The following is a 26,824-nucleotide window of genomic DNA, read 5'->3' as shown; positions in this document are numbered from 1 at the left end:
TCTATTGACGAAACAGCATTATCCAAAGGGGGAACTCTATACCATTATTACCAACAAAAAAGCAAAAGGGAAGAAAGGAGCAATTGTAGCCATATTTTCAGGCACCAAAGTCGAACCTATTGTAGAGTAACTGCTAAAAACACCCATAGAGAAAAGAATTAAAGTTCTAGAAATTACTTTGGATATGGCAAACTCTATGAAGACTATTGCTAAAAGATACTTCCCAAAAGCAATACAAGTAACAGATCGTTTCCACGTACAGAAACTTGCTCTAGAAGCATTACAGAATATTAGAATAAAACACAGATGGGAGGCAATAGATCTTGAAAACGAAGAAATAAAACAAGCTAGGACATTTAAAAAAGGCTATCAACCACGGATTTTTACTAATGGAGATACAAGAAAACAACTTCCAGCAAGAAGCAGGTATCTACTTTACAAAGCACCATCTAAATGGACAGGAAATCAGTATCAAAGAAGCAAGATATTATTTAATGAATATCCAGATATTAAAATCGCTCACAACTTAACGCAAGAACTTCGAACTCTCTTTAATACAGCCAGTTCAATTAAATTAGCACATTGGTATAATCAGGTAGAGAAATCTGGGTTTAAAGCCTTCAATACTATAGCTAACACAATACATATTAACTACAAATCAATTTTAAATTACTTCATAAATAAAAGCACAAATGCATCCGCAGAATCCTTTAACGCAAAAATTAAAGCCTTTAGAACACAATTTAGAGGTGTCAAAAATATAGAATTTTTCCTTTTTAGATTGACTACTATTTTTGCTTAAACACAACATTTAGGAATGATCCCCTATTTCTTCGATAGTTGTATCGTGTAATCACCACTCCTTATGAACGTAGTTTGTTGGGACTTCATCGAATTTTATATTGTAGAATACCATTTCTAAACTCAGATATGTTTTGAATTTTATTTTTCGTGACATTTTAAAAGACTAGATTTAAGTAGCTAGAATAGGATTGGAATTTATTTCCAAAAATCGTAATTTAGTAAATTACCCATTTCAACAACTCTCATACCACTACTTAAGTTGCACGCAAAGATGTCTTCAATTTGGCTGTTTTCCTCGTGTATAATGTAGGCAAAAGCGGGTACAAGTTGGTTGGTGTAAAATTGATATACTTTATGATCACAATAGCAACTTTCGCAGTGACCTTTAATCATCGTGGTTTGTTTAAATCCTTTTTCTTTACAAGAGTCAAATACAACTTTCATAGACTTTAGAAACCTATATTTATCAAGATCTTGAAAATTCTGATCTTCCTCTATTAAAGGTTCAAAAATGGAAGTGTCTAGCGATTCGCAAGCTTTAATAAATGTGTTCTTAATGTGCAGAGCAGTTTCTCCAGTTGAGGAGTTTGCTTTCAATTTTAGTTTAATTAATTCAGTTTTCATAGTTATAATGTTTAAGATTAATAAAACACTGCGATAACAAATAAGCTAAAATAAAGTGAGGATTTAAACACTTTTTTCCTTTGTAAAGGCTCATTGTTTAAGCACCTTCGCGTGTTGTCGCAGGTTGCTATCTCATTAAAGAGATTCATAATGAAGTTATAAATATAGAAAAATTAAATGAGACTACAAAATATACAGTAACTATAGAGAAATGTATAAAAATATTGAATAGGGTATAAATTAAAAGATGATTTTTTAAAGTGCGCACGAGAAGATTCGAACTTCCACGACCTAAAGCGGTCACTGGCCCCTCAAGCCAGCGCGTCTACCAATTTCGCCACGTGCGCAGTATTAAAAAAAATATAAAGCAAAAAAAAAGTTAAGCGATGCTTAACTTTTTTAGTGACCGGGCTGGGGCTCGAACCCAGGACCCTCTCCTTAAAAGGGAGATGCTCTACCAACTGAGCTACCAGGTCAATGTTTTTTGTAGCCTTATTGCGGGTGCAAATATATAACCTTTTATCAATTACACAAGTCTGTATTGCTTTTTTTTTCGTTTTTTTGCAAAGCAATTTTCTATGTTTTTCAAAATCAATTCATAAGCTCAAAAAATGAAAATAATTATTTTAGGATATATGGCTTCAGGCAAGTCTTTTATTGGCAAAAAACTATCTACAATTTTAAAATACGAATTTATAGATTTAGATAATTATATAGCGTTGAAAGAAAATAAGTCGATAAAATCTATTTTTGAAGAGCACGGTGAGCTTTATTTCAGAAAAGTGGAACGCAAATACTTGCAAGAAGTGTTAGCGCGTGAGGACACCATTATTATTGCTTTAGGGGGAGGAACGCCTTGTTATTACGATAATATGGACGTAATAGGCACTGCAGAAAATATAAAATCGGTGTATCTAAGAGCGTCGATACCTACATTAGTAGAACGTTTAAAGCAAGAAAAGCACCAACGCCCATTAATTGCACATATAAAAACTGAAGACTTACTTACAGAGTTTATTGGTAAGCATTTATTTGAACGTTCCTATTTTTATAACCAAGCCAATTTTACCGTAGATGCTAATAAAAATTCTGAATTAATGTTAGAAGAACTTCAATTAAAACTATTGTAATCGGGCTTCAAAATGTTTGCCCTCTAGAATAACATCGATGTGTTCGTTTAATGAAGTCGATAACGAAATGCCTTTAAAATCGGCTTTTACAGGGAATTTTTTGTGGTTTCTGTTAACTAAAACAGCCGTTTTAAATTGTTTTAAAGGAACGTCTAAAAAATGGCGTACACCATAAACTAAAGTGGTTCCAGAGTTTAAAACATCGTCAATTAATACCACAGATTTGTTAGTATACTTTTCAGGTTTTAAAGACGTTTTAATTACTGCTCTAGGGTTTTTCTTGTCAATGCTCACTTTGCAAAGAATAGGCGCTATAGGCGAAATTTTACTTAATACCGTTTTTAGTTTTTTAGCTAAAATATAGCCATTGCGATCAATTCCTGCCAAAATAACTTCAGTTTCATCCATATTGCTTTCATAAATTTGATAAGCAATTCTCTTTATTTTATGATTAATCTCGTCGTGAGATAAAATACTGTTTTTTAAAGTTGTCATACGAAGTTATTTTAGTCAAATATAGAGTTGAATTGTTATTAAAACCAATTTTTACGATTCATTTTCTTTATAAATATCATCGATATCTCTTCGGTCTTTTTTTGTGGGGCGTCCAGTCCCTTTTTTTCTATAGTGATCTTTTGCGTGTTTCAACAACTCTTGCGCTTCAAAAGCTGATTTCGGGGTGGTGTCCACTCTGTAAATATCTACTAGTTTAGCACCAACCCTATTTGGTGGCACATCTAGAATAGATAAAGAATAGTTTATTTGATCTTTTCTTAATTCGATTTTATCGGTCGCAAATACATCACGACTAGGTTTTGCAGCTTGTCCGTTTACCTTAATATGTCCTTTTTTACATGCCGTTGTGGCAATGCTTCGGGTTTTATAGTATCTCACACACCATAAATACTTATCTATTCGCATATAATTAATTTAAATTCTACGTTAATGATATTGTACAAAATTATATTTAAACTTATCTTGCAGCAAAAATAAGCATTATGAAAATAACAAAACTTTTCTTAGTAACATTTGCTATCGGTATTATTCTGGTGTCTTGTAAAAAGGATGATGAGTTTACCACTCAATTTATTGAAAGAGACAGACAAGAAGTTTATAATGAAAATAGAGTCGACATTGAAGCGTTTTTAGAAAGTCACACTTTTAATTATGCTGAATTCCAAGAAAATCTTGCTTATAGTGATTTATCTACATCGCCACCAACTATAACGCCAAACGATTCTTATAAGATAGAATTTACCGAGCTCACGGAAACGTCTACAGATTTGTCTATTATGTCTTTTTTAAATAGTGCTACGTATCCAAAATTAGAAATAGATACGGTATATCAAGATGGGGTAGATTATGAGCTCTATATATTAAAAGTTAGAGAAGGTTTAGGAGACGATGTTCACCGTCTTGATAAAGCATCTGTACTCTATAAAGGATCTTTGCCAGATGGGACTATTTTTGATAGCGCTGTAACGGTTAATACGTCTTTTAATTTAACAGCTGTGGGCGCTCAAGCTGGAGTTATTACCGGATTTAGAGAAGGCTTGGTAAAGTTTAAAGCTTCTGAAGGGTTTACCGATAACGCTAGTGGAGAAACAGTTTATCATAATCATGGAATTGGTGCTGTTTTTGTGCCTTCAGGGTTAGGGTATTTTTCTTCTACTGTAAATGAAATACCTAGTTACTCTCCTGTTTTCTTTAGATTTAGAGTTATTACAAGAAGTAATACCGATTTTGATTTAGATGGCGTGCCTTCACACTTAGAAGATTTAGAAGGTGATGGTTATGGTTTTAGCGATGATACTGATGGCGACGGATTGCCAAATTTTATTGATAATGATGATGATGGTGACGGTGTTTTAACACGTTATGAAGATATTAATGAAGACGGAGATCCTACTAATGATGATACAAATGCAAACGGAACGCCTAATTATTTAGACGCAACATCTACCGAATCTATAGAGAACAACTAATATAAAAAGCAAATCACAAAAAAAAAGCCAACTCGAACGAGTTGGCTTTTTTTTGTGATTAATTTTAAACACTATAGTAAAATTGATAACGATAAAATAAGCTGATGCGCTCGCACATCTAAACGGTTTATATTAGTCGTGGAGTTATCACTAATTAAAGATACTTCTTTGTCATTAAAACCTCTTTCGTAGCGGAGATCAATCCCTACTTTATTAAAGCTTAATGCAACACCTAGATTGAGTCCCACGGTGAAATCACTTTTAAAATCGCCGATAGTTGCATTTTCAAAATCTGAGTCTATAATATACTGTAGAGAGGGGCCTGCAAACACTTGCAATGGACCAATTATATGTAAACCGACTAAAAGTGGTGCGTCTAGTTTTTGTAATTTAAAACTACCTGAAGAATAATCAGTTTCTGTTTTAGTATACATTAATTCGGGGCGAAAATAAAAGTTCCCCCCCATTTTACCAAAAACGCCTATATGGTAGCCTATGGTCGATTCTGGGCTTTCGGACGATTGCTTTGCAGCATTATAATAATCGCCGTTGGCATTATAATTAACACCTCCTTTTAAACCAAAACCGCTTTGTTCTTGCGCAAAAACTGAAGTGATTGCCACTAAAAACAAAGCGGTAGTTACTATTTTTTTCATAATCATCGTTTTGTGTGATTAGTTAAAACGACAATTAATCTAATTTATTTTCTTGATATTACTTTTTCGCAAGCTTTAACAATGGCGTCACTATTCAATCCATATTTTTCCATAAGCTGCGCTGGAGTTCCAGATTCGCCAAAAGTATCGTTGGTTGCTACAAACTCTTGAGGGGTTGGTTTATGTTGCGATAACACACGGGCAACACTTTCTCCTAAACCTCCTAAATGGTTATGCTCTTCAGCAGTGACTATACATTTTGTCTTACTTACAGAATCAATAATTGCCTGGGCATCTAACGGTTTTATGGTGTGAATATTAATGACTTCAGCCGAAATTCCTTTTTCATTTAATTCTTTTGAAGCTTCTAAAGCTTCCCAAACTAAATGTCCAGTGGCTACAATGGTAACATCGGCACCATCAACAAGATGTAGAGCTTTTCCTATTTCAAATTTTTGATCTTCAGGCGTAAAGTTTGCTACCGACGGTCTCCCGAAACGTAAATAAACAGGGCCTTCATAATCTGCAATGGCTAGTGTTGCTGCTTTTGTTTGGTTGTAATCGCAAGGGTTAATCACGGTCATACCTGGCAACATTTTCATTAGCCCAATATCTTCTAATATTTGGTGTGTTGCACCATCTTCACCTAAAGTTAACCCCGCGTGAGAAGCACAAATTTTTACATTCTTTCCAGAATAGGCAACACTTTGTCTTATTTGATCGTAAACACGACCGGTAGAAAAGTTAGCAAAGGTTCCTGTAAACGGTATTTTTCCTCCAATAGTTAAACCAGCAGCCATTCCAATCATGTTGGCTTCAGCGATTCCGACTTGAAAAAAACGTTCTGGATTATTTTTCTTAAAATCGTCCATTTTTAGCGAGCCAATTAAATCGGCACACAATGCAACGACATTTTCATTTGTTTTTCCAAGCTCTGTTAACCCTGCTCCAAAACCTGAACGTGTATCTTTATTTCCTGTGTTTTCGTATGTTTTCATAAATAATGCCCTAAAAAAGGGATGTTTTAAATTGAACTAGATATTGGTTTAATAATCTCCTAAAGTTTCAGCGTTTTGGCTTAAGCCTTCAGCTAATTGCTCATCGTTAGGCGCTTTTCCGTGCCAAGCGTGCGTATGCATCATAAAATCGACACCGTTACCCATTACGGTATGTAGTAATACACAAACAGGTTTGCCGTTGCCAGTTTTAGATTTCGCCTCGGCCATTCCTTTTAAAACCGCTTCTATATTATTTCCTTTTTCAATATCAATAACAATCCATCCAAAAGCTTCAAACTTAGCACGCACACTTCCTAAAGATAAAACAGTCTCTGTAGCACCGTCAATTTGCTGACCGTTTAAATCGATTGTAGAAATAAGATTGTCCACATTATTACCGGCAGCATACATAATGGCTTCCCAATTTTGGCCTTCTTGTAACTCACCATCACCATGTAAACTATATACTAAATGCTTACAACCGTTAAGTTTTTTAGCTTGAGCAGCACCTAAGGCAACACTCATACCTTGACCTAACGAACCAGAAGCGATTCTTATTCCTGGCAAACCTTCGTGCGTTGTTGGGTGACCTTGTAAACGTGAATTTAATAAACGAAACGTACTTAATTCGTCTACAGGAAAATAACCTGTTCGTGCAAGAACACTATAAAAAACTGGAGAAATGTGGCCGTTAGAAAGAAAAAACAAATCTTCTCCAATTCCGTCCATATCAAAACCATCTTTTCTGTCCATAATGTCGTTATAAAGTGCTACAAGAAATTCTGCGCAGCCTAAAGAACCCCCAGGATGTCCAGAGTTTACTTTGTGAACCATACGTAAAATATCTCTGCGCACTTGGGTTGTAATGTCTTCTAGTTGTTGTGTGTTTGGCATTTTATTTAGCTTAATTTATATACTGCAAAAATAGTTTATTATATAGTTTATACAAAACAGATTAACGGCACTTATCAACCAAAGCCAATAATTTGCTAACAATTTTAAGTATTAACGCTGAAAAGTTCTCAGATAAAACGTGTTATGTCGTGTACGCGACAGTTTCCTTTATTTTAAGGGGAAGTCTTTTAATTTAACGATAACAGACATAATCTGCCTAAAATAATCATAAATAGAATTTAAAAATTAAAAAATTATAGTAGGTTTGCGAACTGAAGATTACAATGCACTATGACATTCGATTTAAAAGGAAAAGATACACAAAGTAACGCTAGAGCGGGAGTACTTACAACCGATCACGGTATTATTGAAACTCCGATTTTTATGCCCGTAGGTACCGTTGGTACTGTTAAAGGTGTTCACCAAAGAGAGTTAAAGGAGGAGGTTAATCCAGATATTATTTTAGGTAATACCTATCACTTGTACTTGAGACCACAAATAGACGTTTTAGAAAAAGCGGGTGGTTTACATAAATTTATGAATTGGGATCGAAATATTTTAACCGATTCTGGAGGATACCAAGTGTATTCTTTATCTGCAAATAGAAAAATTAAAGAGGAAGGGGTAAAGTTTAAATCGCACATTGACGGAAGTTACCATTTTTTTACTCCAGAAAATGTAATGGAAATTCAACGTAGTATTGGTGCCGATATTATTATGGCCTTCGACGAGTGTACGCCATATCCTTGCGATTATAATTATGCAAAACGGTCGATGCACATGACGCACCGTTGGTTAGATCGCTGTATTTCACATCTAGATAAAACACCTTTAAAATACGACTATTCTCAAGCTTTTTTCCCGATTGTTCAAGGAAGTACTTACAAGGATTTACGTAAGCAGTCTGCCGAATATATCGCGAATGCTGGAGCAGTTGGAAACGCTATTGGCGGATTGTCTGTGGGTGAACCTGCTGAGGAAATGTATGCAATGACCGAAGTGGTAACAGCTATTTTACCGGAAGATAAACCCCGCTATTTAATGGGGGTGGGAACACCAATTAATATCCTAGAGAATATTGCTTTAGGAGTCGACATGTTCGATTGTGTAATGCCGACTCGTAATGCCAGAAACGGAATGCTTTTTACGGCTCACGGTACCATAAATATTAAAAATTTAAAATGGCGCGAAGATTTCTCTCCAATTGATGAAATGGGAATGACCTTCGTAGATACCGAGTATTCTAAAGCTTATTTACGCCACTTATTTAGTGTAAACGAACTTTTGGCGAAACAAATAGCGACTATTCACAACTTAGGTTTTTATATGTGGTTGGTTAGAGAAGCAAGAAAACATATATTAGCAGGAGGTTTTAGAACATGGAAAGATAAAATGGTAAAGCAAATGGATAAACGTTTGTAAATCGGTTTAATTTTAAATTCTTGATTTTATACTATTTTAAAGCAGTAGCATAAAAATAAAACCCTAAAAATCCATTAATTACTCTATTCGTAGAGCTTTTAAATCGAAACATTGAAAATACTCGATTGGTACATATTAAAACGTTATCTATTAACTTTCGCGGTGATGATTATGCTATTTATTCCTATTGGAATAACAGTACACCTCGCCGAGAAAATTGGTAAAATTATAGATAACAATGTGCCTATGGGTGAGATTTTAATCTATTTCTTAGATTTCACCATTTACTTTGCGCACTTATTATTTCCGTTATTTTTATTTTTATCCGTGATTTGGTTCACCTCCAAACTCGCAAATAACACAGAAATTGTCGCTTTTTTAAGTTCAGGTGTTTCCTTTTCTCGTTTCTTAAGGCCTTATATTTTTGGAGCAACTAGCGTTGCTGCATTCTCAATTTTATTAGGATTATATTTAGCACCAAATGCCAGTAAGGGATTTAATGATTTTCAGTATAAATACCTAAAAGGAAGGAAAGAGGTTAATACTAATGTATTGAAACAGATTAACGATAACGATATTATTTACGTTAGTAATTTTGACGCTAAGTCTAAAACTGGTCGAAATTTTACCTTAGAGCATTTTAACGATGGTAAAATGAGCTTTAAAATTAGTGCTGATAGAATTCGTTATATTGAAAAAGATTCTACGTACCGATTAAATAACTACGTAAAAAGAAAGATTAATGCACACCACGATATTCTCGAGGTAACACGGCGAAAAGATACACTGTTTTCTTTCGATTTAGAAGATTTAACCCCTGAGGAATATATAGCAGAAACCTTAAAATATAACGAACTTGTTCATTTTATAGACCGTGAAGAAAAACGAGGATCGTCTAATATTGGGCGCTATAAATTAGAATTATATAGAAAATGGAGTTTACCAGTTTCGGTATTTATATTAACCATTATAGCGGTGGCCGTATCCTATCGTAAAAGAAGGGGAGGAATGGGAGTAAACTTAGCATTTGGTATTTGTATTGCTATGGTGTTTGTGTTTTTCGATAAGATATTTGGAACCTTAGCCTCGCAATCAGACTTTTCTCCGTTATTGGCTGTGTGGTTTCCAAATATTATCTTTGGAATCATAGCTGTTATTCTTCTTATCAATGCCAAACGATAAATTAAAAAACTACCTTCATTTACATCTTTTAGTTTTTATAGCAGGGTTTACCGCTATTTTAGGAAAACTAATCACCATAGAAGCGGTTGCTTTAGTATGGTATAGAATGCTTATCGCTTCAATTTTAATGTTTATTTACATTAAAATAGCTAACGTCGATATTAAAATAGGGTGTAGAGACTTAATGAGACTAGCTGGGGCTGGAGTAGTTATCGCGTTACATTGGATAACTTTTTTTGAATCTATCGACGTCTCCAATGTGTCTATTGCTTTAGCAATGTTCTCAACCGGTGCTTTTTTTGCCTCATTAATAGAACCCTTAGTTTATAAACGCAAAGTGATTTGGTATGAAATTATTTTTGGTTGTATAGTTATTGTTGGTGTTTACATTTTAATGCAGGGTGAAATACGCTACATAAAAGGAATCCTTTTGGGTATTTTGTCAGCTTTTTTATCGTCATTATTCGCCGTATTAAATGGGAAGTTTAAGGAAACACATTCGGCCACTAAAATTTCGTTTTACGAGTTTGTAAGTGGGGTATTATTTATTTCTATATTCATTTATTTTTTCGGTAATGGGTTTACAGCAAGTCATTTTAATATCAGCGTTTCAGACTTAAGTTATTTAATTATTTTAGCCTCTGTATGTACAGCATACGCTTTTATAGCTGCAGTGTATGTTATGCGTTACATAAGTCCCTATACGGTAGTATTAACGTTTAACTTAGAGCCTATTTATGGCATTGTAGTGGCGCTTATACTTTTTCCAGAGTCAGAAAATATGTCGTCATCATTTTATTTTGGAGCAGCAATAATACTAGGTACTGTCTTATTAAATGGCATTATTAAAAACATAAAATATATAAAAAGGAAACGGTCTTAACACATAAGCCGATTAAAGTTTTTATATTTGTACACTAACAAAAAAATTAAACAATATTTCCCAATGGAATATTTAGAATTTGAATTACCTATAAAAGAGCTAGAGCAACAGCTCCAAAAATGCCAGATTATTGGTTCGGAAAGTGAAGTTGATGTTTCTGAAACCTGTAAACAAATAGAGCAAAAACTTAAAGATACTAAGAAAGATATATATAAAAATCTAACGCCATGGCAACGTGTGCAAATGTCGCGTCACCCAGAAAGACCCTACACTTTAGATTATATCAAGGCGCTTTGTGGTGATACTTTTTTAGAATTACACGGCGACCGATGCTTTAAAGATGATAAAGCGATGATTGGTGGTCTTGGTAAAATTGGAGACCAGAGTTATATGATTATTGGTCAGCAAAAAGGAACCAATACTAAAACACGCCAATACAGAAACTTTGGGATGGCAAATCCTGAAGGCTATCGTAAAGCGTTACGTTTAATGAAATCTGCCGAGAAATTTGGTATTCCAGTAATTACCTTATTAGATACTCCAGGTGCTTACCCGGGCTTAGAAGCAGAAGAACGCGGTCAAGGCGAAGCTATTGCAAGAAACATATTAGAAATGACCCGCTTAAAAGTACCTATTATAACTATTGTTATAGGTGAAGGTGCTTCTGGTGGTGCCTTAGGAATAGGTGTTGGAGATAAAGTGATGATGTTAGAAAACACATGGTACTCTGTAATTTCTCCAGAATCTTGCTCTTCAATTTTATGGAGAAGTTGGGAATATAAGGAACAAGCCGCAGAATCTTTAAAACTTACGGCTACAGATATGAAAAAAATGAAGCTAGTAGACGAAATTATAAAGGAACCACTTGGTGGTGCCCATAGTAACCGTCAAAAAACATTTGCTTCGGTACAAACAGCCATTGAAAAAGCATACGACGAATTAAAAAAGTTATCATCAAAAGATTTAGTAAGTAATCGTATGGACAAATATTCTCAAATGGGAGTATTCAAAGGGTAGTAGTCTTAAAACCTATATAGAGTAAAATCTGAAAGCTAGTCTTTCAGATTTTTTTATGCTTATTAACAAGAAATTCAAGTTATTAACACTCAAAATGTTCATTACCTGTTAAGATTGATTAACTTTATAAGACACATTTTCAGAACAATTTATTTACTTTAGCTTTCATGAACCAACCCAATCAATTAAAAGGCTATCCAGTCGACAAAAACAAGATTATTAATCTTGAGCGTGGTAAAATACCGCCACAAGCAACTGATTTAGAAGAAGTTGTGCTTGGGGCAATGATGATCGATAAAAAAGGGGTAGATGAAGTTATCGACATTTTAAGCGCTGATGCCTTCTATAAAGAAGCACATCAGCATATTTTTGAAGCGATATTTATGTTGTTTCAAGAGAGTCAACCTATTGACTTATTAACCGTTTCTACGCAATTAAAAACAAATGCTAAGTTAGAAGCTGCAGGCGGCGATTTTTACCTTATATCTTTAACCCAAAAGGTGTCTTCTTCTGCACATATCGAATTTCATGCACGTATTATTTTACAGAAATTTATTCAGCGTAGCTTAATAAAAATATCGAGTGAAATTATCGAGGATGCTTACGACGAGACTCAGGATGTTTTCGATCTGTTAGATAAAGCAGAGTCGAAGTTATATGAAGTAACGCAAGGAAATATTAAAAAATCGAGTGAAACGGCTCAAGATTTAGTAATTCTAGCGAAAAAGAAAATTGAAGAAATTTCAAAGAAAGAAGGGATGAGTGGTATTCCTTCAGGATTTGATAAATTAGATAAATTAACCTCAGGGTGGCAGGAAAGTGATTTAATTATCGTTGCCGCACGTCCAGGTATGGGTAAAACAGCCTTAACATTATCGATGGCCAGAAATATTGCTGTTAACCATAATATACCAGTAGCCTTTTTCTCTTTAGAGATGGCATCCGTACAATTAATAACACGTTTAATTTCTAGTGAAACTGGATTATCCTCAGAAAAATTAAGAACAGGGAAGTTAGAAAAGCATGAGTGGGAGCAGCTTAATGTGAAAGTGAAGGCGTTAGAAAAAGCACCTCTTTTTATTGATGACACACCATCACTTTCTATTTTCGATTTACGCGCAAAGGCAAGACGTTTGGCTTCACAACACGGTATTAAGATGATTATTGTCGATTACTTGCAGTTAATGACGGCTGCAGGAAGTGGAGGAAATAGAGAGCAAGAAATTTCTACAATTTCGCGAAACCTTAAGGCGTTAGCAAAAGAATTAAGTGTACCGGTAATTGCGTTATCGCAGTTATCGCGTGCTGTAGAAACTAGGGGAGGAAGTAAACGTCCTTTATTATCCGATTTACGTGAATCTGGAGCCATTGAGCAAGATGCCGATATTGTATCGTTTATTTATCGTCCCGAATATTATAAAATTGATGAGTGGGACGACGACGATCATTCTCCAACTGCTGGTCAAGCCGAGTTTATTATAGCAAAACACCGTAATGGTGGTTTAGAAAATATTCGACTTAAATTTATTGGTAACCTTGGTAAGTTCGATAACCTGGATGATTTTGATACGCCTTTTGGTCAAGAATTTCATAGTAAAATGAATGAAAACGAAGGAGAAGATACTTTTAGTTCTGGTGGATTTTCGGCAACACCACAAGATGCATTTGGTTCTCCCGAAGATGACGATGTTCCGTTTTAAAAAACAGCATTTCAATAAACTTTTTTAGTACTTTTGTGATATAAAATATAAAATCATTTAGAAGCCAAAATGGATAAAATCCGTACCACAAATATGTTACTATTAGTTATAGTAATACCTATAATATTTTACTTGTTAAAAGTATTGTCGTTTATTTTTGTACCACTTGTGTTTTCAATGTTTATAGCATTGTTGTTTTTGCCCTTAATGCGTTTTTTAAGACGTCGTAAAGTGCCAAAAATAATAAGTATAATTATCGTAATGATTATTATTTTCTTAGGCATTAAGCTCGGAGCAGAGGTGGTTAAACTGTCTAGTAAAGAAATTGTCGCTTCAGATTCTCAGTTTTTTGAAAAAGCAGAAACTAAAATTAAAACACTCATTTTTGATGTGGAAACCTTTTTTGGTACGGCAAGTGGTACGGCAGCCGATAAAAGTTTATCGAGCTACATAAATCAAGATGCCCTTGTAAAAAACTTTGGGACAACTTTTGGTTTTGTCAGTAGCTTTTTAACGGCTTTATTAATGACGACCTTCTTTGTGGTATTGTGGTTAGCGGAATCCATAAATATAGAAAAAGTATTAAATAAAACACTATTAAAGAAAAAGCATACCTCAATAAAAACCTTTAGGAAAATTGAGAAAGATCTTATAAAATTCATTAAAGTAAAGTTTATTGTAAGTTTGTTAACCGGGGTTGGAATAACTTTAGCTTGCTATGGTTTTGATGTTAGTTTTCCTATATTTTGGGGGATTTTTGCATTCTTAATAAACTTCGTCCAGATGGTTGGTTCTTTTATTACTATTATTTTACTCTCTATTTTTGCCTTTGTAGAATTAGAAACGGGTAGTACGTTACTGTTTTTTATAATCGCTATTTCTGGGGTTCAAATATTATTTGGCTCTATTTTAGAACCTATATTTATGGGAAAATCATTTTCTATAAATATTATTACCGTTTTGGTTATGCTAATGTTTTGGGGCTTTATTTGGGGTATTCCGGGACTTATAATGGCCATTCCAATTACTGTGTTTCTAAAAATTATATTGGAGCAATTTAATAGTACTAAAGGCGTAGCCACTATGATATCTTAAATTGGCGAGTTTTTAATTTCTAAAATGTAAGATAAAAGTAAAAGTGTATTAAAAAGCCTGTTTTTTAACTATCTTTCTAATGCTTACAAAATAAAAGAAACCTGAAGTTTTAAAAGGTGTAGTGAGCGTAATAAAAAGAATAAGAAATTGAAAAAGTATATTTTTTACCTCGCATTTTTACTATTAACCTCGAACGCATCTGCGTCCTATATTTTAATTCCTATGGATGCCGACACTCAAAAAAATCATTTAAAGGCTTACGGTATTACCTATTGGTCGTTAGCTCGAAATATAAAGGTTAAATGGTTACTCAATTATCGTGGTGGTTCCTTTTTATTGCCAGATTCTAAGGCTGTTCAACGCGAATGCCAAATTAGAGGTGTTAGCTTTGAAGTCTTAAGCAATACAAATACTGAGGAGATTTTAGAGACTATTAGTAGTCCAAGTAAAAATATGGCGGCAGTGGTTTTAGAAAAAGCACCAAAAATTGCTGTGTATACTCCCAACGGAAAATCGCCTTGGGATGATGCCGTAACAATGGTATTAACGTACGCTGAGATTCCTTACGAAACTATTTATGATACAGAAGTTTTAGACGATGGTTTATTGTTATTCGATTGGTTACACTTACATCACGAAGATTTTACGGGGCAATATGGTAAATTTTATAGAAATTACCGAAGCGCATCGTGGTATATCGAAGAAAAGAAAGAAGCCGAAGCGTTAGCAAAATCATTGGGTTATAACAAAGTATCTGAAGCCAAACGTGATGTCGCACTAAAAATTAGAGATTATGTTGTGGGTGGTGGCTTTATGTTTGCTATGTGTAGTGCCACCGATAGTTTTGATATTGCTTTATCGGCCAATGGAGTCGATATTTGCGAGCCAATGTTCGATGACGACCCGAGTGAGCCCAACTACCAATCTAAATTAGATTACCATAAAACACTGGCGTTTACCGATTATATTTTAGAACGCAGTCCTTTAGTCTACGAATTTTCTAGTATCGATATGACGAGTAAGCGCAGCATTCCTAAAGAAACTGATTACTTTTCATTGATGGATTTCTCGGCAAAATGGGATCCTATTCCTACAATGCTATGTCAAAATCACACCGCTTTAGTAAAGGGGTTTATGGGACAAACCACCGCATTCGCCCGAGAATTAATTAAACCGAATGTCTTAGTTATGGGAGAAAACCGAACCAATCAAGAAGCAAAATATATACATGGTATAAAAGGAAAAGGTTTTTTTACTTTTTATGGCGGCCACGATCCAGAAGATTATACACATAAAGTGGGCGACCCAAAAACCGAACTCGATTTGCATCCTACATCACCTGGTTATCGCTTAATCTTAAATAACGTCTTGTTTCCAGCCGCTAAAAAGAAGAAGCAGAAAACTTAGAATGAAATATCTATTAATCTCAATACTCTACTTTATATCTCAAGTGTCCTTTTCACAGAGCGATAACATTGTCGATTTTGGTCAAAAGTTAATTTATGAAAATAAATTAGATCAAGCCATTAAGTATTACGACCAGCACTTACTAGAGCCTAGTAATAAAGAGCAAGAAATCTATTTGCTTTTGGGGTTAGCAGAGATTTATAAATTACAATTAGATTTTAACACAGCGAACAATTTTTATTTAAAAGCTTATAAAAAAATCAAGAGTAGTAACAATAAGCCTATCGCGTTTTTCTACCACGTAAAAAAGGCTGAATTTTATAGAAAAAGAACGTTGTATAGGCAGGCTTCTTCACAGTTAGATAAAGCAGAAGTGATTTTAAAGAACACTAAAATTGATGATGCTATGTTATCTAAGTATTATGGCAGAAAGGCGGCGCTTTTTTCAGAATATTTTAGGATTCCCGATTCGACATTGTTTTACGCAGATAAAGCATTACAATTGGCGAAGAAGAGAGATGACAAAGATGTTGTTTTTTATTCTACACTAGAAATCTCTGGTGTTTATGAGGAGCGCAAACAATATGACAAAGCCATAGATTATCTTCAAGAATTAATAGTTTTTTCGATAGCTAATAATTTAGTGCAACAGCAAGCGGACGCCTATGTTAATTATACAAGAATTTTAATAAAAGATAAACAGTTTGAGACTGGTTTAAAAGAGTCAATGCAAGCATTGAAACTCGCGAAAGGGAATAATTCGCTTTTTAACGAAATTTTATTTACCGATAATGTTCGTAATTGTTATGAGAAATTAGGAAATATAGAAAAAGCTTATGAGTATTTAGAAACTAGACTTAAACTTACCGATATATATTATAAAAAGGAGCACAATGAATTTCTATTCGAACTAGAAGAAAAATACGATCTGGCAGCTAAAGAGAGTCAAATTAAAATTAATAACTTAGAGATTTTAAACCAAAAGAGAGCTTTGGCATCCAATAAAGTAAAGCTCTATGTGGCAACCGGATTGTTTGTCTTTTCTATTACAGTGGTTTTATTATTTGTCTATTTTCTAAGAAGATCAAGAAAAAGTAATAAACAGCTTCAAATACTATCACAAGAGAACGAATTTCTATTAAGTGAGGCTAATCATCGTATTAATAATAATTTGCAATTGGTTATTATTCTTATTTCAGATCAATTAAAGAAAACGTCCGATCAAGAACGTTTCCAACTCAAAAACATTTTGACAAAAGTAGAGGCCATTTCTACGTTACATAGACATTTATATAAAAATGAAGACAAAAGAAAAGTGGACATTAACGGTTATTTAAACGATGTGAAAACCAGTTTTTTCGATGTCTTTAAGGAAAATGACATTCAAGTCAATTTTAAAATTGCTTCTGTAGAGATCCCCACAGATTATGCTATGTATTTTGGATTATTACTTACCGAGTTATGTATAAATTCTATAAAGTATGCTTTTAATAATCAAGAGGATAAAGAAATTAATTTCGAAATAAAATATAATGACAGGCTTTTTTTTGTCTATTCTGATAACGGATTAACCACTATAAATACAATTATTAAACCAAAACTGATAGATAAAATCTGTCGTCAATTAGAAATGGAGTATACAATTAACACGGCTGATGGTTTCTCTTTTTCAGTAGTAAAAGAAATTGAGAATGATTAAAGAGAGTGCTTCAAAAATTCTTATTGTTGAGGATGAAATAATAATAGCAGAATATATAGCCGATCTTTTAGAGGAAGAACATTTTACCAAAATTAGAATAGCAAATAATAAAGAAATAGCAGTGCAGGAAATGACCGCTTTTTTACCAGATATTATTTTAATGGATATCAATTTAAAAGGTGTAAACTCAGGAATAGAGTTGTCTAAAGCTAAAAATGACAGCGCTGTCGTTATATTTATTACAGGTCAGCACGATGTTACATCAATGAATGAGGCTTTGCAAACAAATCCTGATGCGTATTTAACGAAACCACTAAAAAAAGTAGATGTTTTAGCGTCTATTAGGCTAGCCATATATAAAAGAAAAATGCAAACGTTTCAGTTTAAAGATGGTTATGACACAGTTAACTTAAAACATTCAGACATTAGGTATTTTGTTGCAGATGGTAACTACGTAACTATTCAGACAACGTCAAGGAAATATATTGTTAGACAGTCTTTAATTGCTCTTGAAGAAAAACTGTCCTCAGATTTATTTATAAAGTCACACAGGTCTTATATAGTAAACAAAAGTAAAGTAGAGCGCGTAACTTCAAATTCTGTAGTAGTTAATGGTTTAGAGATTCCGTTATCAAGAACTTACGCTAAATATTTTAAGTAGTATTCTACATACAAAATAAAGCGCTTTAGACCTTGTTTGTTCTATTTTATATATTAAAATTTAGTTTTGCAGCATTATTATTCATAACTAAACCTACACTATATGAAATTAAAATTTTACTTATTTTTTGTGGCTTTTATTAGTCTTAATTTTGCTAACGCTAATTATTATATTCAAGTAACAGATATTGATCCTTTAACAGGAAGCGCAACCTATGTGTTAAATGAAACACCAAATTCATTACAGCTGCCAATTTCTTTTTGTGCCTATGGAAATTCTCAACCACAAATAGCAACTAATTATAAAATTTCGTGGTATAGAAATGTTACTAATTCAACTACTAATGGTGTTTTAATAAACGAAATGGTCGTGTCTACATTAGCACAAATTAACGTTCAAGATTTTAAAAATCATTTACCAGATACAACTATACCGGGAACTTATTATTACTACGCAGTTTTGTCAGAACCTTCAACTACTGGTTGTGGTATGACGGATAGCTTAACATCAACAACTCAAAAAATTGAAGTTTTTAATCCAGCAACACATTTAAATTTTGATGGAGTGGATGATTATGTAAGTATAAACATAGGAGCTTCTAATATTCAAGAAAATAATTACACACACGAGCTCTGGTTTAAAACCTCGAGCCCTAATGGAACATTATTTAATAACGCAGATTCTGATTTACCTAATTCTGGTGGTTTTAATAAAACAATATATCTCCAGAATGGTAATTTAAATGCGTATGTTTTTGATGGAGGCGCACATACTATAACCTCTGCATTAACCTATAACGATGATAATTGGCATCATGTAGCAGAAATTGTTACACTAACCGAAAGAACTTTATATGTAGATGGTGTTTTAGTTGGTACAGATACACATTTTTCAACTCAAGATTTTGGTTATATAGTTTTAGGTGCGAGTAATTTAACGCCAAGTGTTTATTTTAATGGTGATATTGACGAAGTCCGAATTTGGAATAAAGCATTGTCAGTTGATGATATTATTAGAAGACAGAACTGTGAAATACAAGGTGACGAATCAGATTTATTGGCGTATTATAAGTGTAATCAAGGGTATGATTCAGAAGATAATACAACTATTACAACCCTAACAGATAATTCAACCAATAATAATGTTGGAACATTAACAAGCTTTGCATTAACAGGTGTAACCAGTAACTGGTTATTAGGTTCGCCTGTTATAACGGGTTCTACAATACCATCTGTACCAACAGCAACGACACCTTTAACGTATACTCAAGGAGATACTGCAGGTGAACTAACCGCAACATCAGGAGGATCAAGTGTTATGTGGTACACTCAAGAAACAGGAAGTTTAGGAGCCACAACAGCACCCATACCAGATACTTTAATCGTAGGATCAACTTCTTACTGGGTTGCTAGTACAAACGATAGTGGTTGTGAAAGTGAACGTATTGAAATTGTAGTAAACGTTTATGAAGCCGCAACACATTTAAATTTGGGAGGTATCAACGATTATGTAGATTGTGGAGATGATTCTAGTTTACAAATTACAGGAAATACGATTACGTTAGAAGCTTATGTGAATTTTAATTCTTTTGCGTCAGCTTCATTTTTAGGAAATATAATTAATAAAAATGATGGAGCAAATACTTCTGGATATATGTTAAGAGCAGGAGGCAATGGTGTTGTAAATTTTGTAGTAGCAAATGCGGGTTGGAATGAAACATTTTCTCCAGCAAATAGTATAAGTGAAAATACGTGGCATCATATTGCAGGTGTATATAATGGTACAACAGCAAAAATATATGTAGATGGTATTCAGGTCGCTTCTCAATCTTTTTCAATCACTGTTGGTAATGCTAATAAAAACTTAAGCTTAGGAAAAGATCTTAATTATTCTGATAGATTTCTGGATGCTTCTATAGATGATGTTCGTATTTGGAACGTCGCGAGAACAGCTGAACAGATTAATAGAAGTAAAAACTGCGAATTACAAGGTACTGAAACAGGTTTAGTTGCCTATTATAAATTTAATCAAGGTGCTGCAGAAGCCGATAACACAGGCATTACTACTTTAATTGATGACACCACATTTGGAAATAATGGAACATTAACAAACTTTGCTTTAACAGGAACCTCAAGTAACTGGATAGCAGGTTCTCCGGTGACTACTGGTTCTGTAATACCTACAATACCAACAGTAACTTCTCCTATAGTTTACAATGAAGGAGATACCGCTAGCGAATTAACAGCAACATCAGGAGGTACAGGTTTAATGTGGTATACTACAGAAACTGGAGGAGCAGGAGATGTAAATTTGCCAACACCAAATACAGATACAGTGGGCTCAACATCCTATTGGGTTGCTAGTTCAAACAATAATGGGTGTGAAAGCGAACGTGTAGAAATTGTAGTAACTGTAGATGAAACATTGGGAGTTAACGATAATGTAATGTTAAACGACATCGCAATTTATCCAAATCCAACACGGGGTTTACTAATTATAAATAATAACATAGGAATAGATATGCAAGTAACTATTTATGATATTAACGGTAGAGTACTAATAAGTAAATCTAATAATGACACGATGACTACGTTGGATATGACAAGTTTTAGCAACGGAATATATCTATTAAGAATACAAACCAAATCAGGTGAGTTTTCTAAAAAAGTGATTAAAAATTAAGAATTAAAAAAAATATTATTTATCAGAGGCCGCAGTAATGTGGCCTTTTTTTATGAAATTAATTCTGTTAAAAGCAAATTTTATTCCTTACTTTTAAGTAAATTTAAATTAATGTCCACAAAAGAAGTCATATTAAACAAAATTCAAATACTGATGACCAAAAATTTCGATTCACCAGAAAAAGCGTTTCAGTTTTTTGATGATAATGGAGATGGCAAACTATCAAAGAAGGAAATTATAAATCTTTTAAAAGACGCTGAAATTAGCGGATTTATTAGAGGTGTTGTGGCTGTAAAACTAATTGAGGCATACGATAAAGACACAAATGGTTCTGTAAGCTGGAGTGAGTTTAAGTTTGCTATCGACGAAATTTTAAATTAAAAAACGCACTTGAAACTCGATTTACTAAACTTCTTGAAGCTTTTAGCATCTACCATTCTATTTTGGTCTTTCGCTTTCTGTTTATTTATTTTTATACGTTACCACGCGTTAGGCGAGGAGGAAGGCATTGATAATGGAGAATCGCTCATAAAAGAAATTTTATATCTCGGGGTTATTTTAGGGGGTATTATAGGTACCTTATTTGCTATAGTAGAATATCTTTTCGATAATTACTTATTCAAAAATTTTTCGCTAGGGTTAATTCTATTACAGAAATCCTTCATTTATTTACTAGGTTTAATTCTCGCATTAAGTTATGTGTTTTCTTTAGTGGAAGCCACAATGGATCTCAATCTAGACAACGACGAGCTAGGTTGGTGGCAAACAAACCAGGTTTTTTGGTTGGTGGTTGCCTATTTTCTAATTTGCTCTTTAGTGTTTTCGTTTTTAAAAATAGCCAACGAAAAGTTTGGAAAAGGAGTATTCTTTAATTTCTTAATTGGTAAATATAGAAAACCAAGAGAGGAAAAACGCATCTTTATGTTTCTCGATTTGCAATCGTCAACTACAATAGCCGAACAATTGGGCCATTACAAATACAGCGAATTAATTCAAGATTGCTTTTTCGATTTAAATCGGATAGTTGGGAAGTATAATGCACAAATTTATCAGTATGTGGGAGACGAAGCGGTGTTAAGTTGGGACTATAAAAGCGGAATTAAATATAATAATTGCTTAGAAATCTTCTTTCATTTCCAGTACCGCTTAGATAAAAGAGGTAAATACTACACTAAGAAATACGGATTGACACCAACTTTTAAGGCAGGTGTTCACGGAGGAAAACTAATTGTTACCGAAGTTGGAAGTGTTAAAAAGGAAATAGCATACCATGGCGATGTCATAAATACAACAGCGCGTATTCAAGATGAGTGTAATAAATACAACGAATTTTTATTATGTTCCAACGAATTGCTAAAAGAGTTAAAACTAAGCCGTAAACTATCGCAAACCTTTATAGGTGATTTGTATTTAAAAGGAAAAGAAGATAGTCTTAAAATATCGGCTATTCATAAAAAAACAGGAAGTTGAATTTGAGATGTGGGGTGAATAAGACTAATCTAAAGTAATTACTGTTTTAAAACCAATGCTCTCTTTGCTAAAAGCAACTGTTCGAGAACACATTCTACACCATTTTCGTCGTTTGTAATAGTTTCGAAGCGTGCTATTGCCTTCACGTTGGGATGAGCGTTACCCATAGCATAACTAAAATAACTACCTTCTAACATTTCAATATCATTATTATAATCTCCAAAAGCCATAGTTTCGGCGCTACTGATTCCATACTTTTCTTGTAATAATTGTAAAGCGTGTCCCTTATTGGCTAAGTTTTCAGAAATATCTACCCAATGGTTTGCAGAAACTTTTACTTTAAATTTCTTTTCTAAATGCTTAACATGAGGGTATATGTATTGTTCTGAGTTTTCTTCGTGGTATAAAGCAATTTTATAAACGTCTTCTTTAATCTCACTTTCATCAGCTATCACCACATAGTTCTTATAATATTCAGAAAGCAATCCCATTAAGGCCGCCGATTTACTCTTTACATACGCCTTATTTTTGGAGCAGTACACAGGATGTGTGTCTTCAAGAGTGTTTATTAAAGTCGTTAAAGTGTGCAAATCTTTAGCGTTAATAGGAGTAGACAATAAAATATGGTCTTTCTCAATTGCTAAGCCTCCATTTTCAGCAATGAAGATAATATCATCTTTTATAGGTGCTAGTTTTTCAATAAGACTATAATAGGGTCTTCCACTGGCAGCGACAAAAATGATGTTGTGTCGTTGTAACTCTTTATACAATTCAAAAAAACGGTTACTTACGGCGTGGTTAGAATTAAGTAAAGTGCCGTCCATATCTGTAATTATCAATTTCACTTGAGATATATGCATTGTGCTGTTTTAAAGTTTCTTATTAAATATAGGGTTTACTGTTCGGTATTCCGATGGCTAAAGTATTAACGGTTTACAATATTTTTACACAAAAAAAATCCGATTCAATACAGAATCGGATTTAGTTATATAAGCGAAATTATAGTTTTAATTGGCAAAATGCCTTACTTTACTTTGTTTACAATCGCTTCAAAAGCTACTGGGTTGTTCATTGCTAAATCAGCTAAAACCTTACGGTTTAACTCAATATTATTAGACTTTACTTTACCCATAAATTGTGAGTAAGACATACCGTGTATTCTAGCTCCTGCGTTAATACGCGTAATCCATAAAGCACGGAATGTTCTCTTTTTAACTCTACGGTCTCTGTACGAATATTGCATCGCTTTATCAACCGCGTTTTTTGCTATTGTCCAAACGTTTTTACGACGTCCGAAGTAACCTTTTGCTTGTTTAAGCACCTTTTTTCTTCTGGCTCTTTTGGCTACAGAATTTACTGATCTTGGCATATTTTAAATGTGTTTTGTAGTAGGCGGTTCTTAGAACACTTTAAGGTGTCTTAATTAAATTTAAGTCCAAGCCTAACTCCAGGGTTTATAATTATTGTAACCGGTTAAAAAAATATTACTTTAAACGTAACATAATTTTAACATTGTTCTTGTCTGCCTTATGTACTAATGTATCATGCGTCAGAGCTAGCTTACGTTTTTTAGATTTCTTTGTTAAAATGTGACTTTTAAACGCGTGCTTTCTTTTTATTTTACCAGTACCAGTAAGCTTGAAACGCTTTTTAGCACTAGATTTTGTTTTCATTTTAGGCATCTTGTGTCTTAGTTTTAATTATTTCGCTTATAATATGTTTTCCTTAATAAAGAATTTACTTTTTAGGAGCAATAAACATCGTCATACGTTTACCTTCTAATCTAGGCATTTGCTCGACTTTTCCTAGCTCTTCTAAATCTTGAGCTAATCGTAACAATAGTATTTGTCCTTGTTCTTTAAACACAATCGATCGTCCTTTAAAGAATACAAATGCTTTTAATTTAGCACCTTCTTTTAAAAACTTCTCGGCGTGTTTCTTTTTAAACTCATAATCATGGTCGTCGGTTTGTGGTCCAAATCGAATTTCTTTTATGATTACTTTAGACGCTTTAGATTTTATCGCTTTATCGCGTTTCTTCTGTTCGTAAAGAAACTTTTTATAATCCATAACTTTACAAACAGGAGGATCGGCTTTTGGCGAAATCTCAACAAGATCTAACTCTTGTTCTACTGCTATTGCTAAAGCATCTTTGGTTGAATATATTCCTACTTCAACGTTCTCTCCAACCAGACGTATTTTCTCAGCTCTAATTTTAGAGTTAATTCTGTGTTGGTCTTCTTTAATGACTCTTAAAGGTCCTCTTGATCTTTTTCTACGTATTGCTATGACTTATATATTTTTAGTTAAACTTATTTTTTAAAATTCCTTTAATGTTTTACTGATTTCTGTAGTAACAATCTTAGAGAACTCTTCAACACTAATCGTGCCTAAGTCTTCTCCTCCGTGCTGTCTTACAGATATTTTTCCTTCTTGTTCTTCATTCTCACCAATAATAATCATATATGGTGTCTTACTCATTTCGGCTTCTCTAATCTTCTTTCCTATAGTTTCATTCCTATTGTCTAGAAGAGCGCGAATTTCGTAATTTTCTAACGAATTTAAAACTTTTTTACCGTATTTCTCATATTTTTCGCTCAGAGTTAATACAGAGACCTGATTTGGCATCAACCAAAGCGGAAAATTTCCTCCTGTATGCTCTAATAAAATAGCTATAAAACGCTCCATACTACCAAACGGAGCACGGTGTATCATTACTGGCCTGTGCATTTCGTTGTCACTACCCTTATAACTCAACTCAAAACGTTCTGGTAAATTATAATCTACTTGAATCGTTCCTAACTGCCACTGTCTCCCTAAGGCATCTTTGACCATAAAGTCTAATTTCGGACCATAAAAGGCAGCTTCCCCTGTTTCAATCACGTAATTTAGGCCTTTATCTTTCGCAGCGCTTATAATAGCTTGCTCCGCTTTTTCCCAATTCTCGAGACTACCAATATACTTTTCGGGAGTCTTAGGGTCTCTTAAAGAGACTTGCGCAGTAAAGTTTTCAAACCCTAAAGAGCCAAAAACGTAGAGTACTAAATCAATAACCTCTTTAAATTCTTTATCTAATTGGTCTGGAGTACAAAAAATATGGGCATCATCTTGAGTAAATCCTCTTACACGGGTTAAACCATGTAACTCACCACTCTGCTCATAACGATAAACCGTTCCAAATTCTGCATAACGTTTAGGTAAATCCTTGTACGACCACTGCGCGTGGTTGTAAATCTCACAGTGATGCGGACAGTTCATTGGTTTTAACAAAAACTCTTCACCCTCTTTTGGAGTCTTAATAGGTTGAAAACTATCTTCACCATATTTAGCATAATGCCCAGAAGTAACATACAGTTCCTTTTGCGCAATATGCGGTGTTATTACCATTTCGTATCCTGCTTTCTTCTGTGCTTTCTTTAAAAAATCTTCCAAGCGTTCACGTAAAGCGGCTCCTTTTGGTAACCATAATGGCAAACCAGCACCAACTTTTTGCGAAAAAGTAAACAATTCCAGTTCTTTACCTAATTTTCTATGATCTCTCTTTTTAGCCTCTTCTAACAGGTGTAAATATTCGGTAAGCTCTTTCTGTTTCGGAAAAGTAATACCATAAACACGTGTAAGCTGTGTGTTATTTTCATCTCCCCTCCAATACGCACCAGCAACCGATAGTATTTTTATGGCCTTAATTATTCCCGTATTCGGAATATGGCCACCACGACACAAATCTGTAAACGTAGAATGGTCACAAAACGTAATGGTACCATCTTCTAAATTTTCAATTAATTCGGTTTTGTATGCATTGTCCTTATACAAATCTAAAGCTTCAGCCTTAGACGCATCTCGCATTGTAAACTCGTGTTTTCCGCGAGCTATTTCAAGCATTTTAGTTTCAATCGTCTTAAAATCGTTATCCGAAATACTAACCGCACCAAAATCTACATCATAATAAAATCCATTATCAATAGCTGGTCCAATCGTTAATTTAGCATCTGGGTATAATTCCTGTATAGCTTGTGCCAATACGTGAGCAGACGAATGCCAAAACGCTTTCTTCCCCTCATCATTTTGCCACGTAAACAAGGTTAGCGATCCATCCTCGGTTAAAGGCGTTGAAGCTTCTACTACGGTCTCGTTAAACTTTGCAGAAATTACATTTCTCGCTAATCCCTCGCTAATACTCTTAGCAACATCCATTGGTGTAGTCCCTTTATCAAAAGACTTTACACTGCCATCAGGTAATGTGATATGTATCATAAATAATTTTAAATTCGAATAGCAAAGATAATAGGTTCTAAATAACCAAGCAACACCAAAATACGCTTATTTACCACTTATATTATATTTTGGGCGTTACCGCATTGCAAAACACTGTTTTGTTTTGCGATGCGGTCAGGCTTTCGGCAGTCGCTTCCCGATAAAAAATCGGGAGAGCTCCAACAAAGCCTCAATCCTTAACGCAGAGATCGCGACGACCTATATTTAGAATGAGACAAGGAGTGAGTAATCCAGACCGCT

The 26,824-nt window shown here is 34.0% G+C and carries 26 protein-coding genes, 2 tRNA genes and 1 riboswitch; of the genes, 15 read left to right on the top strand and 13 right to left on the bottom strand.

Annotation, left to right across the window (positions count from 1 at the left end; translation table 11 throughout):
* Positions 1-196 precede the first annotated feature (196 nt).
* Positions 197-802, top strand: coding sequence for an ISAon1 family transposase (locus ES676_RS14190; RefSeq protein ID WP_246130373.1), 606 nt, complete (start codon positions 197-199; stop codon positions 800-802).
* A gap of 197 nt (positions 803-999) precedes the next feature.
* Here the strand turns inward: ES676_RS14190 and ES676_RS14185 are convergent, their stop codons facing one another.
* The 3 genes from ES676_RS14185 to ES676_RS14175 form a co-directional block, all read right to left on the bottom strand.
* Positions 1,000-1,428 (bottom strand): hypothetical protein, encoded by a 429-nt coding sequence (locus ES676_RS14185; RefSeq protein WP_148370986.1) that lies wholly within the window; start codon positions 1,426-1,428, stop codon positions 1,000-1,002.
* 61 nt (positions 1,429-1,489) lie between these two features.
* Positions 1,490-1,587, bottom strand: a riboswitch (SAM-I-IV-variant riboswitch).
* Between the two features lie 102 nt (positions 1,588-1,689).
* Positions 1,690-1,775 (bottom strand) — tRNA-Leu (locus ES676_RS14180).
* Between the two features lie 56 nt (positions 1,776-1,831).
* Positions 1,832-1,904: transfer RNA gene (locus ES676_RS14175), tRNA-Lys, on the bottom strand.
* Positions 1,905-2,039: 135 nt separating this feature from the next.
* On the opposite strand from ES676_RS14175, the gene ES676_RS14170 reads away from it, so the two are divergent.
* Positions 2,040-2,558: a shikimate kinase gene (locus tag ES676_RS14170; protein WP_148370985.1), complete on the top strand. Its 519-nt coding sequence runs from the start codon at positions 2,040-2,042 to the stop codon at positions 2,556-2,558.
* Here the strand turns inward: ES676_RS14170 and ES676_RS14165 are convergent.
* Entirely contained in the window at positions 2,550-3,053 is a 504-nt protein-coding gene (locus ES676_RS14165; RefSeq protein WP_148370984.1) for a phosphoribosyltransferase family protein, read from the bottom strand. The genes ES676_RS14170 and ES676_RS14165 overlap by 9 nt on opposite strands.
* A gap of 51 nt (positions 3,054-3,104) precedes the next feature.
* The gene (locus ES676_RS14160) at positions 3,105-3,479 is read right to left on the bottom strand and encodes an RNA-binding S4 domain-containing protein (RefSeq protein ID WP_148370983.1); all 375 of its coding nucleotides are present in this window, start codon (positions 3,477-3,479) and stop codon (positions 3,105-3,107) included.
* 77 nt (positions 3,480-3,556) lie between these two features.
* Between ES676_RS14160 and ES676_RS14155 the strand changes: the two genes are divergently transcribed.
* Positions 3,557-4,543: an FKBP-type peptidyl-prolyl cis-trans isomerase gene (locus tag ES676_RS14155; protein WP_148370982.1), complete on the top strand. Its 987-nt coding sequence runs from the start codon at positions 3,557-3,559 to the stop codon at positions 4,541-4,543.
* A gap of 71 nt (positions 4,544-4,614) precedes the next feature.
* Here ES676_RS14155 and ES676_RS14150 read toward each other — a convergent pair whose 3' ends face one another.
* Genes ES676_RS14150 through ES676_RS14140 form a run of 3 tightly spaced genes read right to left on the bottom strand, consistent with a single transcriptional unit; the run spans position 4,615 to position 7,091 of the window.
* Positions 4,615-5,199 (bottom strand): porin family protein, encoded by a 585-nt coding sequence (locus tag ES676_RS14150; RefSeq protein WP_148370981.1) that lies wholly within the window; start codon positions 5,197-5,199, stop codon positions 4,615-4,617.
* A 44-nt stretch (positions 5,200-5,243) separates the two neighbouring features.
* Positions 5,244-6,197, bottom strand: a complete 954-nt coding sequence (locus ES676_RS14145) for a transketolase family protein (RefSeq protein WP_148370980.1) — start codon at positions 6,195-6,197, stop codon at positions 5,244-5,246.
* Between the two features lie 48 nt (positions 6,198-6,245).
* The gene (locus ES676_RS14140; protein WP_148370979.1) at positions 6,246-7,091 is read right to left on the bottom strand and encodes a transketolase; all 846 of its coding nucleotides are present in this window, start codon (positions 7,089-7,091) and stop codon (positions 6,246-6,248) included.
* Between the two features lie 291 nt (positions 7,092-7,382).
* On the opposite strand from ES676_RS14140, the gene tgt reads away from it, so the two are divergent.
* The 12 genes from tgt to ES676_RS14080 all read left to right on the top strand — a co-directional run bounded on the left by tgt (position 7,383) and on the right by ES676_RS14080 (position 22,309).
* Complete coding sequence (gene tgt / locus ES676_RS14135) at positions 7,383-8,513, top strand: tRNA guanosine(34) transglycosylase Tgt (protein ID WP_148370978.1); 1,131 nt, start codon at positions 7,383-7,385, stop codon at positions 8,511-8,513.
* A gap of 111 nt (positions 8,514-8,624) precedes the next feature.
* Positions 8,625-9,695, top strand: coding sequence for an LptF/LptG family permease (locus tag ES676_RS14130; RefSeq protein ID WP_148370977.1), 1,071 nt, complete (start codon positions 8,625-8,627; stop codon positions 9,693-9,695).
* Positions 9,682-10,578 carry a DMT family transporter gene (locus ES676_RS14125; protein ID WP_148370976.1) on the top strand — a complete coding sequence of 299 codons (897 nt, stop codon included), beginning with the start codon at positions 9,682-9,684 and terminating at the stop codon, positions 10,576-10,578. Before ES676_RS14130 ends, ES676_RS14125 begins: the two co-directional genes overlap by 14 nt.
* A 63-nt stretch (positions 10,579-10,641) precedes the next feature.
* A complete protein-coding gene (locus tag ES676_RS14120; RefSeq protein ID WP_148370975.1) occupies positions 10,642-11,595 on the top strand; it encodes an acetyl-CoA carboxylase carboxyltransferase subunit alpha in 954 nt (317 codons plus the stop codon).
* A gap of 167 nt (positions 11,596-11,762) precedes the next feature.
* Entirely contained in the window at positions 11,763-13,295 is a 1,533-nt protein-coding gene (gene dnaB, locus ES676_RS14115; RefSeq protein ID WP_148370974.1) for a replicative DNA helicase, read from the top strand.
* Positions 13,296-13,364: 69 nt separating this feature from the next.
* A complete protein-coding gene (locus ES676_RS14110) occupies positions 13,365-14,390 on the top strand; it encodes an AI-2E family transporter (RefSeq protein WP_148370973.1) in 1,026 nt (341 codons plus the stop codon).
* 222 nt (positions 14,391-14,612) lie between these two features.
* A complete protein-coding gene (locus ES676_RS14105; protein WP_148370987.1) occupies positions 14,613-15,797 on the top strand; it encodes an asparagine synthetase B in 1,185 nt (394 codons plus the stop codon).
* A gap of 1 nt (position 15,798) precedes the next feature.
* A complete protein-coding gene (locus ES676_RS14100; protein ID WP_148370972.1) occupies positions 15,799-17,496 on the top strand; it encodes a sensor histidine kinase in 1,698 nt (565 codons plus the stop codon).
* Positions 17,489-18,157: a LytR/AlgR family response regulator transcription factor gene (locus ES676_RS14095; RefSeq protein WP_148370971.1), complete on the top strand. Its 669-nt coding sequence runs from the start codon at positions 17,489-17,491 to the stop codon at positions 18,155-18,157. The genes ES676_RS14100 and ES676_RS14095 overlap by 8 nt, the downstream gene beginning before the upstream one ends.
* 102 nt (positions 18,158-18,259) lie before the next feature.
* Positions 18,260-20,839, top strand: coding sequence for a LamG-like jellyroll fold domain-containing protein (locus tag ES676_RS14090; protein WP_148370970.1), 2,580 nt, complete (start codon positions 18,260-18,262; stop codon positions 20,837-20,839).
* Positions 20,840-20,950: 111 nt separating this feature from the next.
* A complete protein-coding gene (locus ES676_RS14085) occupies positions 20,951-21,220 on the top strand; it encodes an EF-hand domain-containing protein (protein ID WP_148370969.1) in 270 nt (89 codons plus the stop codon).
* Between the two features lie 9 nt (positions 21,221-21,229).
* Positions 21,230-22,309, top strand: a complete 1,080-nt coding sequence (locus ES676_RS14080) for an adenylate/guanylate cyclase domain-containing protein (protein WP_148370968.1) — start codon at positions 21,230-21,232, stop codon at positions 22,307-22,309.
* 38 nt (positions 22,310-22,347) lie between these two features.
* On the opposite strand, the gene ES676_RS14075 is transcribed toward ES676_RS14080, so the two are convergent.
* The 5 genes from ES676_RS14075 to thrS all read right to left on the bottom strand — a co-directional run bounded on the left by ES676_RS14075 (position 22,348) and on the right by thrS (position 26,563).
* Positions 22,348-23,169 (bottom strand): Cof-type HAD-IIB family hydrolase, encoded by an 822-nt coding sequence (locus ES676_RS14075; RefSeq protein WP_148370967.1) that lies wholly within the window; start codon positions 23,167-23,169, stop codon positions 22,348-22,350.
* 164 nt (positions 23,170-23,333) lie between these two features.
* The gene (gene rplT, locus ES676_RS14070) at positions 23,334-23,678 is read right to left on the bottom strand and encodes a 50S ribosomal protein L20 (RefSeq protein WP_148370966.1); all 345 of its coding nucleotides are present in this window, start codon (positions 23,676-23,678) and stop codon (positions 23,334-23,336) included.
* A 115-nt stretch (positions 23,679-23,793) separates the two neighbouring features.
* Positions 23,794-23,991 carry a 50S ribosomal protein L35 gene (gene rpmI / locus ES676_RS14065; RefSeq protein ID WP_148370965.1) on the bottom strand — a complete coding sequence of 66 codons (198 nt, stop codon included), beginning with the start codon at positions 23,989-23,991 and terminating at the stop codon, positions 23,794-23,796.
* A gap of 55 nt (positions 23,992-24,046) precedes the next feature.
* The gene (gene infC / locus ES676_RS14060; RefSeq protein ID WP_262712312.1) at positions 24,047-24,556 is read right to left on the bottom strand and encodes a translation initiation factor IF-3; all 510 of its coding nucleotides are present in this window, start codon (positions 24,554-24,556) and stop codon (positions 24,047-24,049) included.
* 72 nt (positions 24,557-24,628) lie between these two features.
* Positions 24,629-26,563: a threonine--tRNA ligase gene (gene thrS / locus ES676_RS14055; RefSeq protein WP_148370963.1), complete on the bottom strand. Its 1,935-nt coding sequence runs from the start codon at positions 26,561-26,563 to the stop codon at positions 24,629-24,631.
* Positions 26,564-26,824 lie beyond the last annotated feature (261 nt).

Origin of the sequence: Bizionia saleffrena, from assembly GCF_008086175.1 — a bacterium.
Taxonomy (GTDB): Bacteria; Bacteroidota; Bacteroidia; order Flavobacteriales; family Flavobacteriaceae; genus Bizionia; species Bizionia saleffrena.
Note: the sequence above shows the minus strand (reverse complement) of the source record. Positions and strands in the feature narration are given on the sequence as shown.

What these genes read in the sequence shown, in the direction of transcription:
- ES676_RS14190 (WP_246130373.1), top strand. Translation starts at nt 197, where the DNA reads ATGAAGACTATTGCTAAAAGATACTTCCCAAAAGCAATACAAGTAACA.
- ES676_RS14185 (WP_148370986.1), bottom strand. Translation starts at nt 1,428, where the DNA reads ATGAAAACTGAATTAATTAAACTAAAATTGAAAGCAAACTCCTCAACT.
- ES676_RS14170 (WP_148370985.1), top strand. Translation starts at nt 2,040, where the DNA reads ATGAAAATAATTATTTTAGGATATATGGCTTCAGGCAAGTCTTTTATT.
- ES676_RS14165 (WP_148370984.1), bottom strand. Translation starts at nt 3,053, where the DNA reads ATGACAACTTTAAAAAACAGTATTTTATCTCACGACGAGATTAATCAT.
- ES676_RS14160 (WP_148370983.1), bottom strand. Translation starts at nt 3,479, where the DNA reads ATGCGAATAGATAAGTATTTATGGTGTGTGAGATACTATAAAACCCGA.
- ES676_RS14155 (WP_148370982.1), top strand. Translation starts at nt 3,557, where the DNA reads ATGAAAATAACAAAACTTTTCTTAGTAACATTTGCTATCGGTATTATT.
- ES676_RS14150 (WP_148370981.1), bottom strand. Translation starts at nt 5,199, where the DNA reads ATGAAAAAAATAGTAACTACCGCTTTGTTTTTAGTGGCAATCACTTCA.
- ES676_RS14145 (WP_148370980.1), bottom strand. Translation starts at nt 6,197, where the DNA reads ATGAAAACATACGAAAACACAGGAAATAAAGATACACGTTCAGGTTTT.
- ES676_RS14140 (WP_148370979.1), bottom strand. Translation starts at nt 7,091, where the DNA reads ATGCCAAACACACAACAACTAGAAGACATTACAACCCAAGTGCGCAGA.
- tgt (WP_148370978.1), top strand. Translation starts at nt 7,383, where the DNA reads ATGACATTCGATTTAAAAGGAAAAGATACACAAAGTAACGCTAGAGCG.
- ES676_RS14125 (WP_148370976.1), top strand. Translation starts at nt 9,682, where the DNA reads ATGCCAAACGATAAATTAAAAAACTACCTTCATTTACATCTTTTAGTT.
- ES676_RS14120 (WP_148370975.1), top strand. Translation starts at nt 10,642, where the DNA reads ATGGAATATTTAGAATTTGAATTACCTATAAAAGAGCTAGAGCAACAG.
- dnaB (WP_148370974.1), top strand. Translation starts at nt 11,763, where the DNA reads ATGAACCAACCCAATCAATTAAAAGGCTATCCAGTCGACAAAAACAAG.
- ES676_RS14110 (WP_148370973.1), top strand. Translation starts at nt 13,365, where the DNA reads ATGGATAAAATCCGTACCACAAATATGTTACTATTAGTTATAGTAATA.
- ES676_RS14105 (WP_148370987.1), top strand. Translation starts at nt 14,613, where the DNA reads ATGGATGCCGACACTCAAAAAAATCATTTAAAGGCTTACGGTATTACC.
- ES676_RS14100 (WP_148370972.1), top strand. Translation starts at nt 15,799, where the DNA reads ATGAAATATCTATTAATCTCAATACTCTACTTTATATCTCAAGTGTCC.
- ES676_RS14095 (WP_148370971.1), top strand. Translation starts at nt 17,489, where the DNA reads ATGATTAAAGAGAGTGCTTCAAAAATTCTTATTGTTGAGGATGAAATA.
- ES676_RS14090 (WP_148370970.1), top strand. Translation starts at nt 18,260, where the DNA reads ATGAAATTAAAATTTTACTTATTTTTTGTGGCTTTTATTAGTCTTAAT.
- ES676_RS14085 (WP_148370969.1), top strand. Translation starts at nt 20,951, where the DNA reads ATGTCCACAAAAGAAGTCATATTAAACAAAATTCAAATACTGATGACC.
- ES676_RS14075 (WP_148370967.1), bottom strand. Translation starts at nt 23,169, where the DNA reads ATGCATATATCTCAAGTGAAATTGATAATTACAGATATGGACGGCACT.
- rplT (WP_148370966.1), bottom strand. Translation starts at nt 23,678, where the DNA reads ATGCCAAGATCAGTAAATTCTGTAGCCAAAAGAGCCAGAAGAAAAAAG.
- rpmI (WP_148370965.1), bottom strand. Translation starts at nt 23,991, where the DNA reads ATGCCTAAAATGAAAACAAAATCTAGTGCTAAAAAGCGTTTCAAGCTT.
- thrS (WP_148370963.1), bottom strand. Translation starts at nt 26,563, where the DNA reads ATGATACATATCACATTACCTGATGGCAGTGTAAAGTCTTTTGATAAA.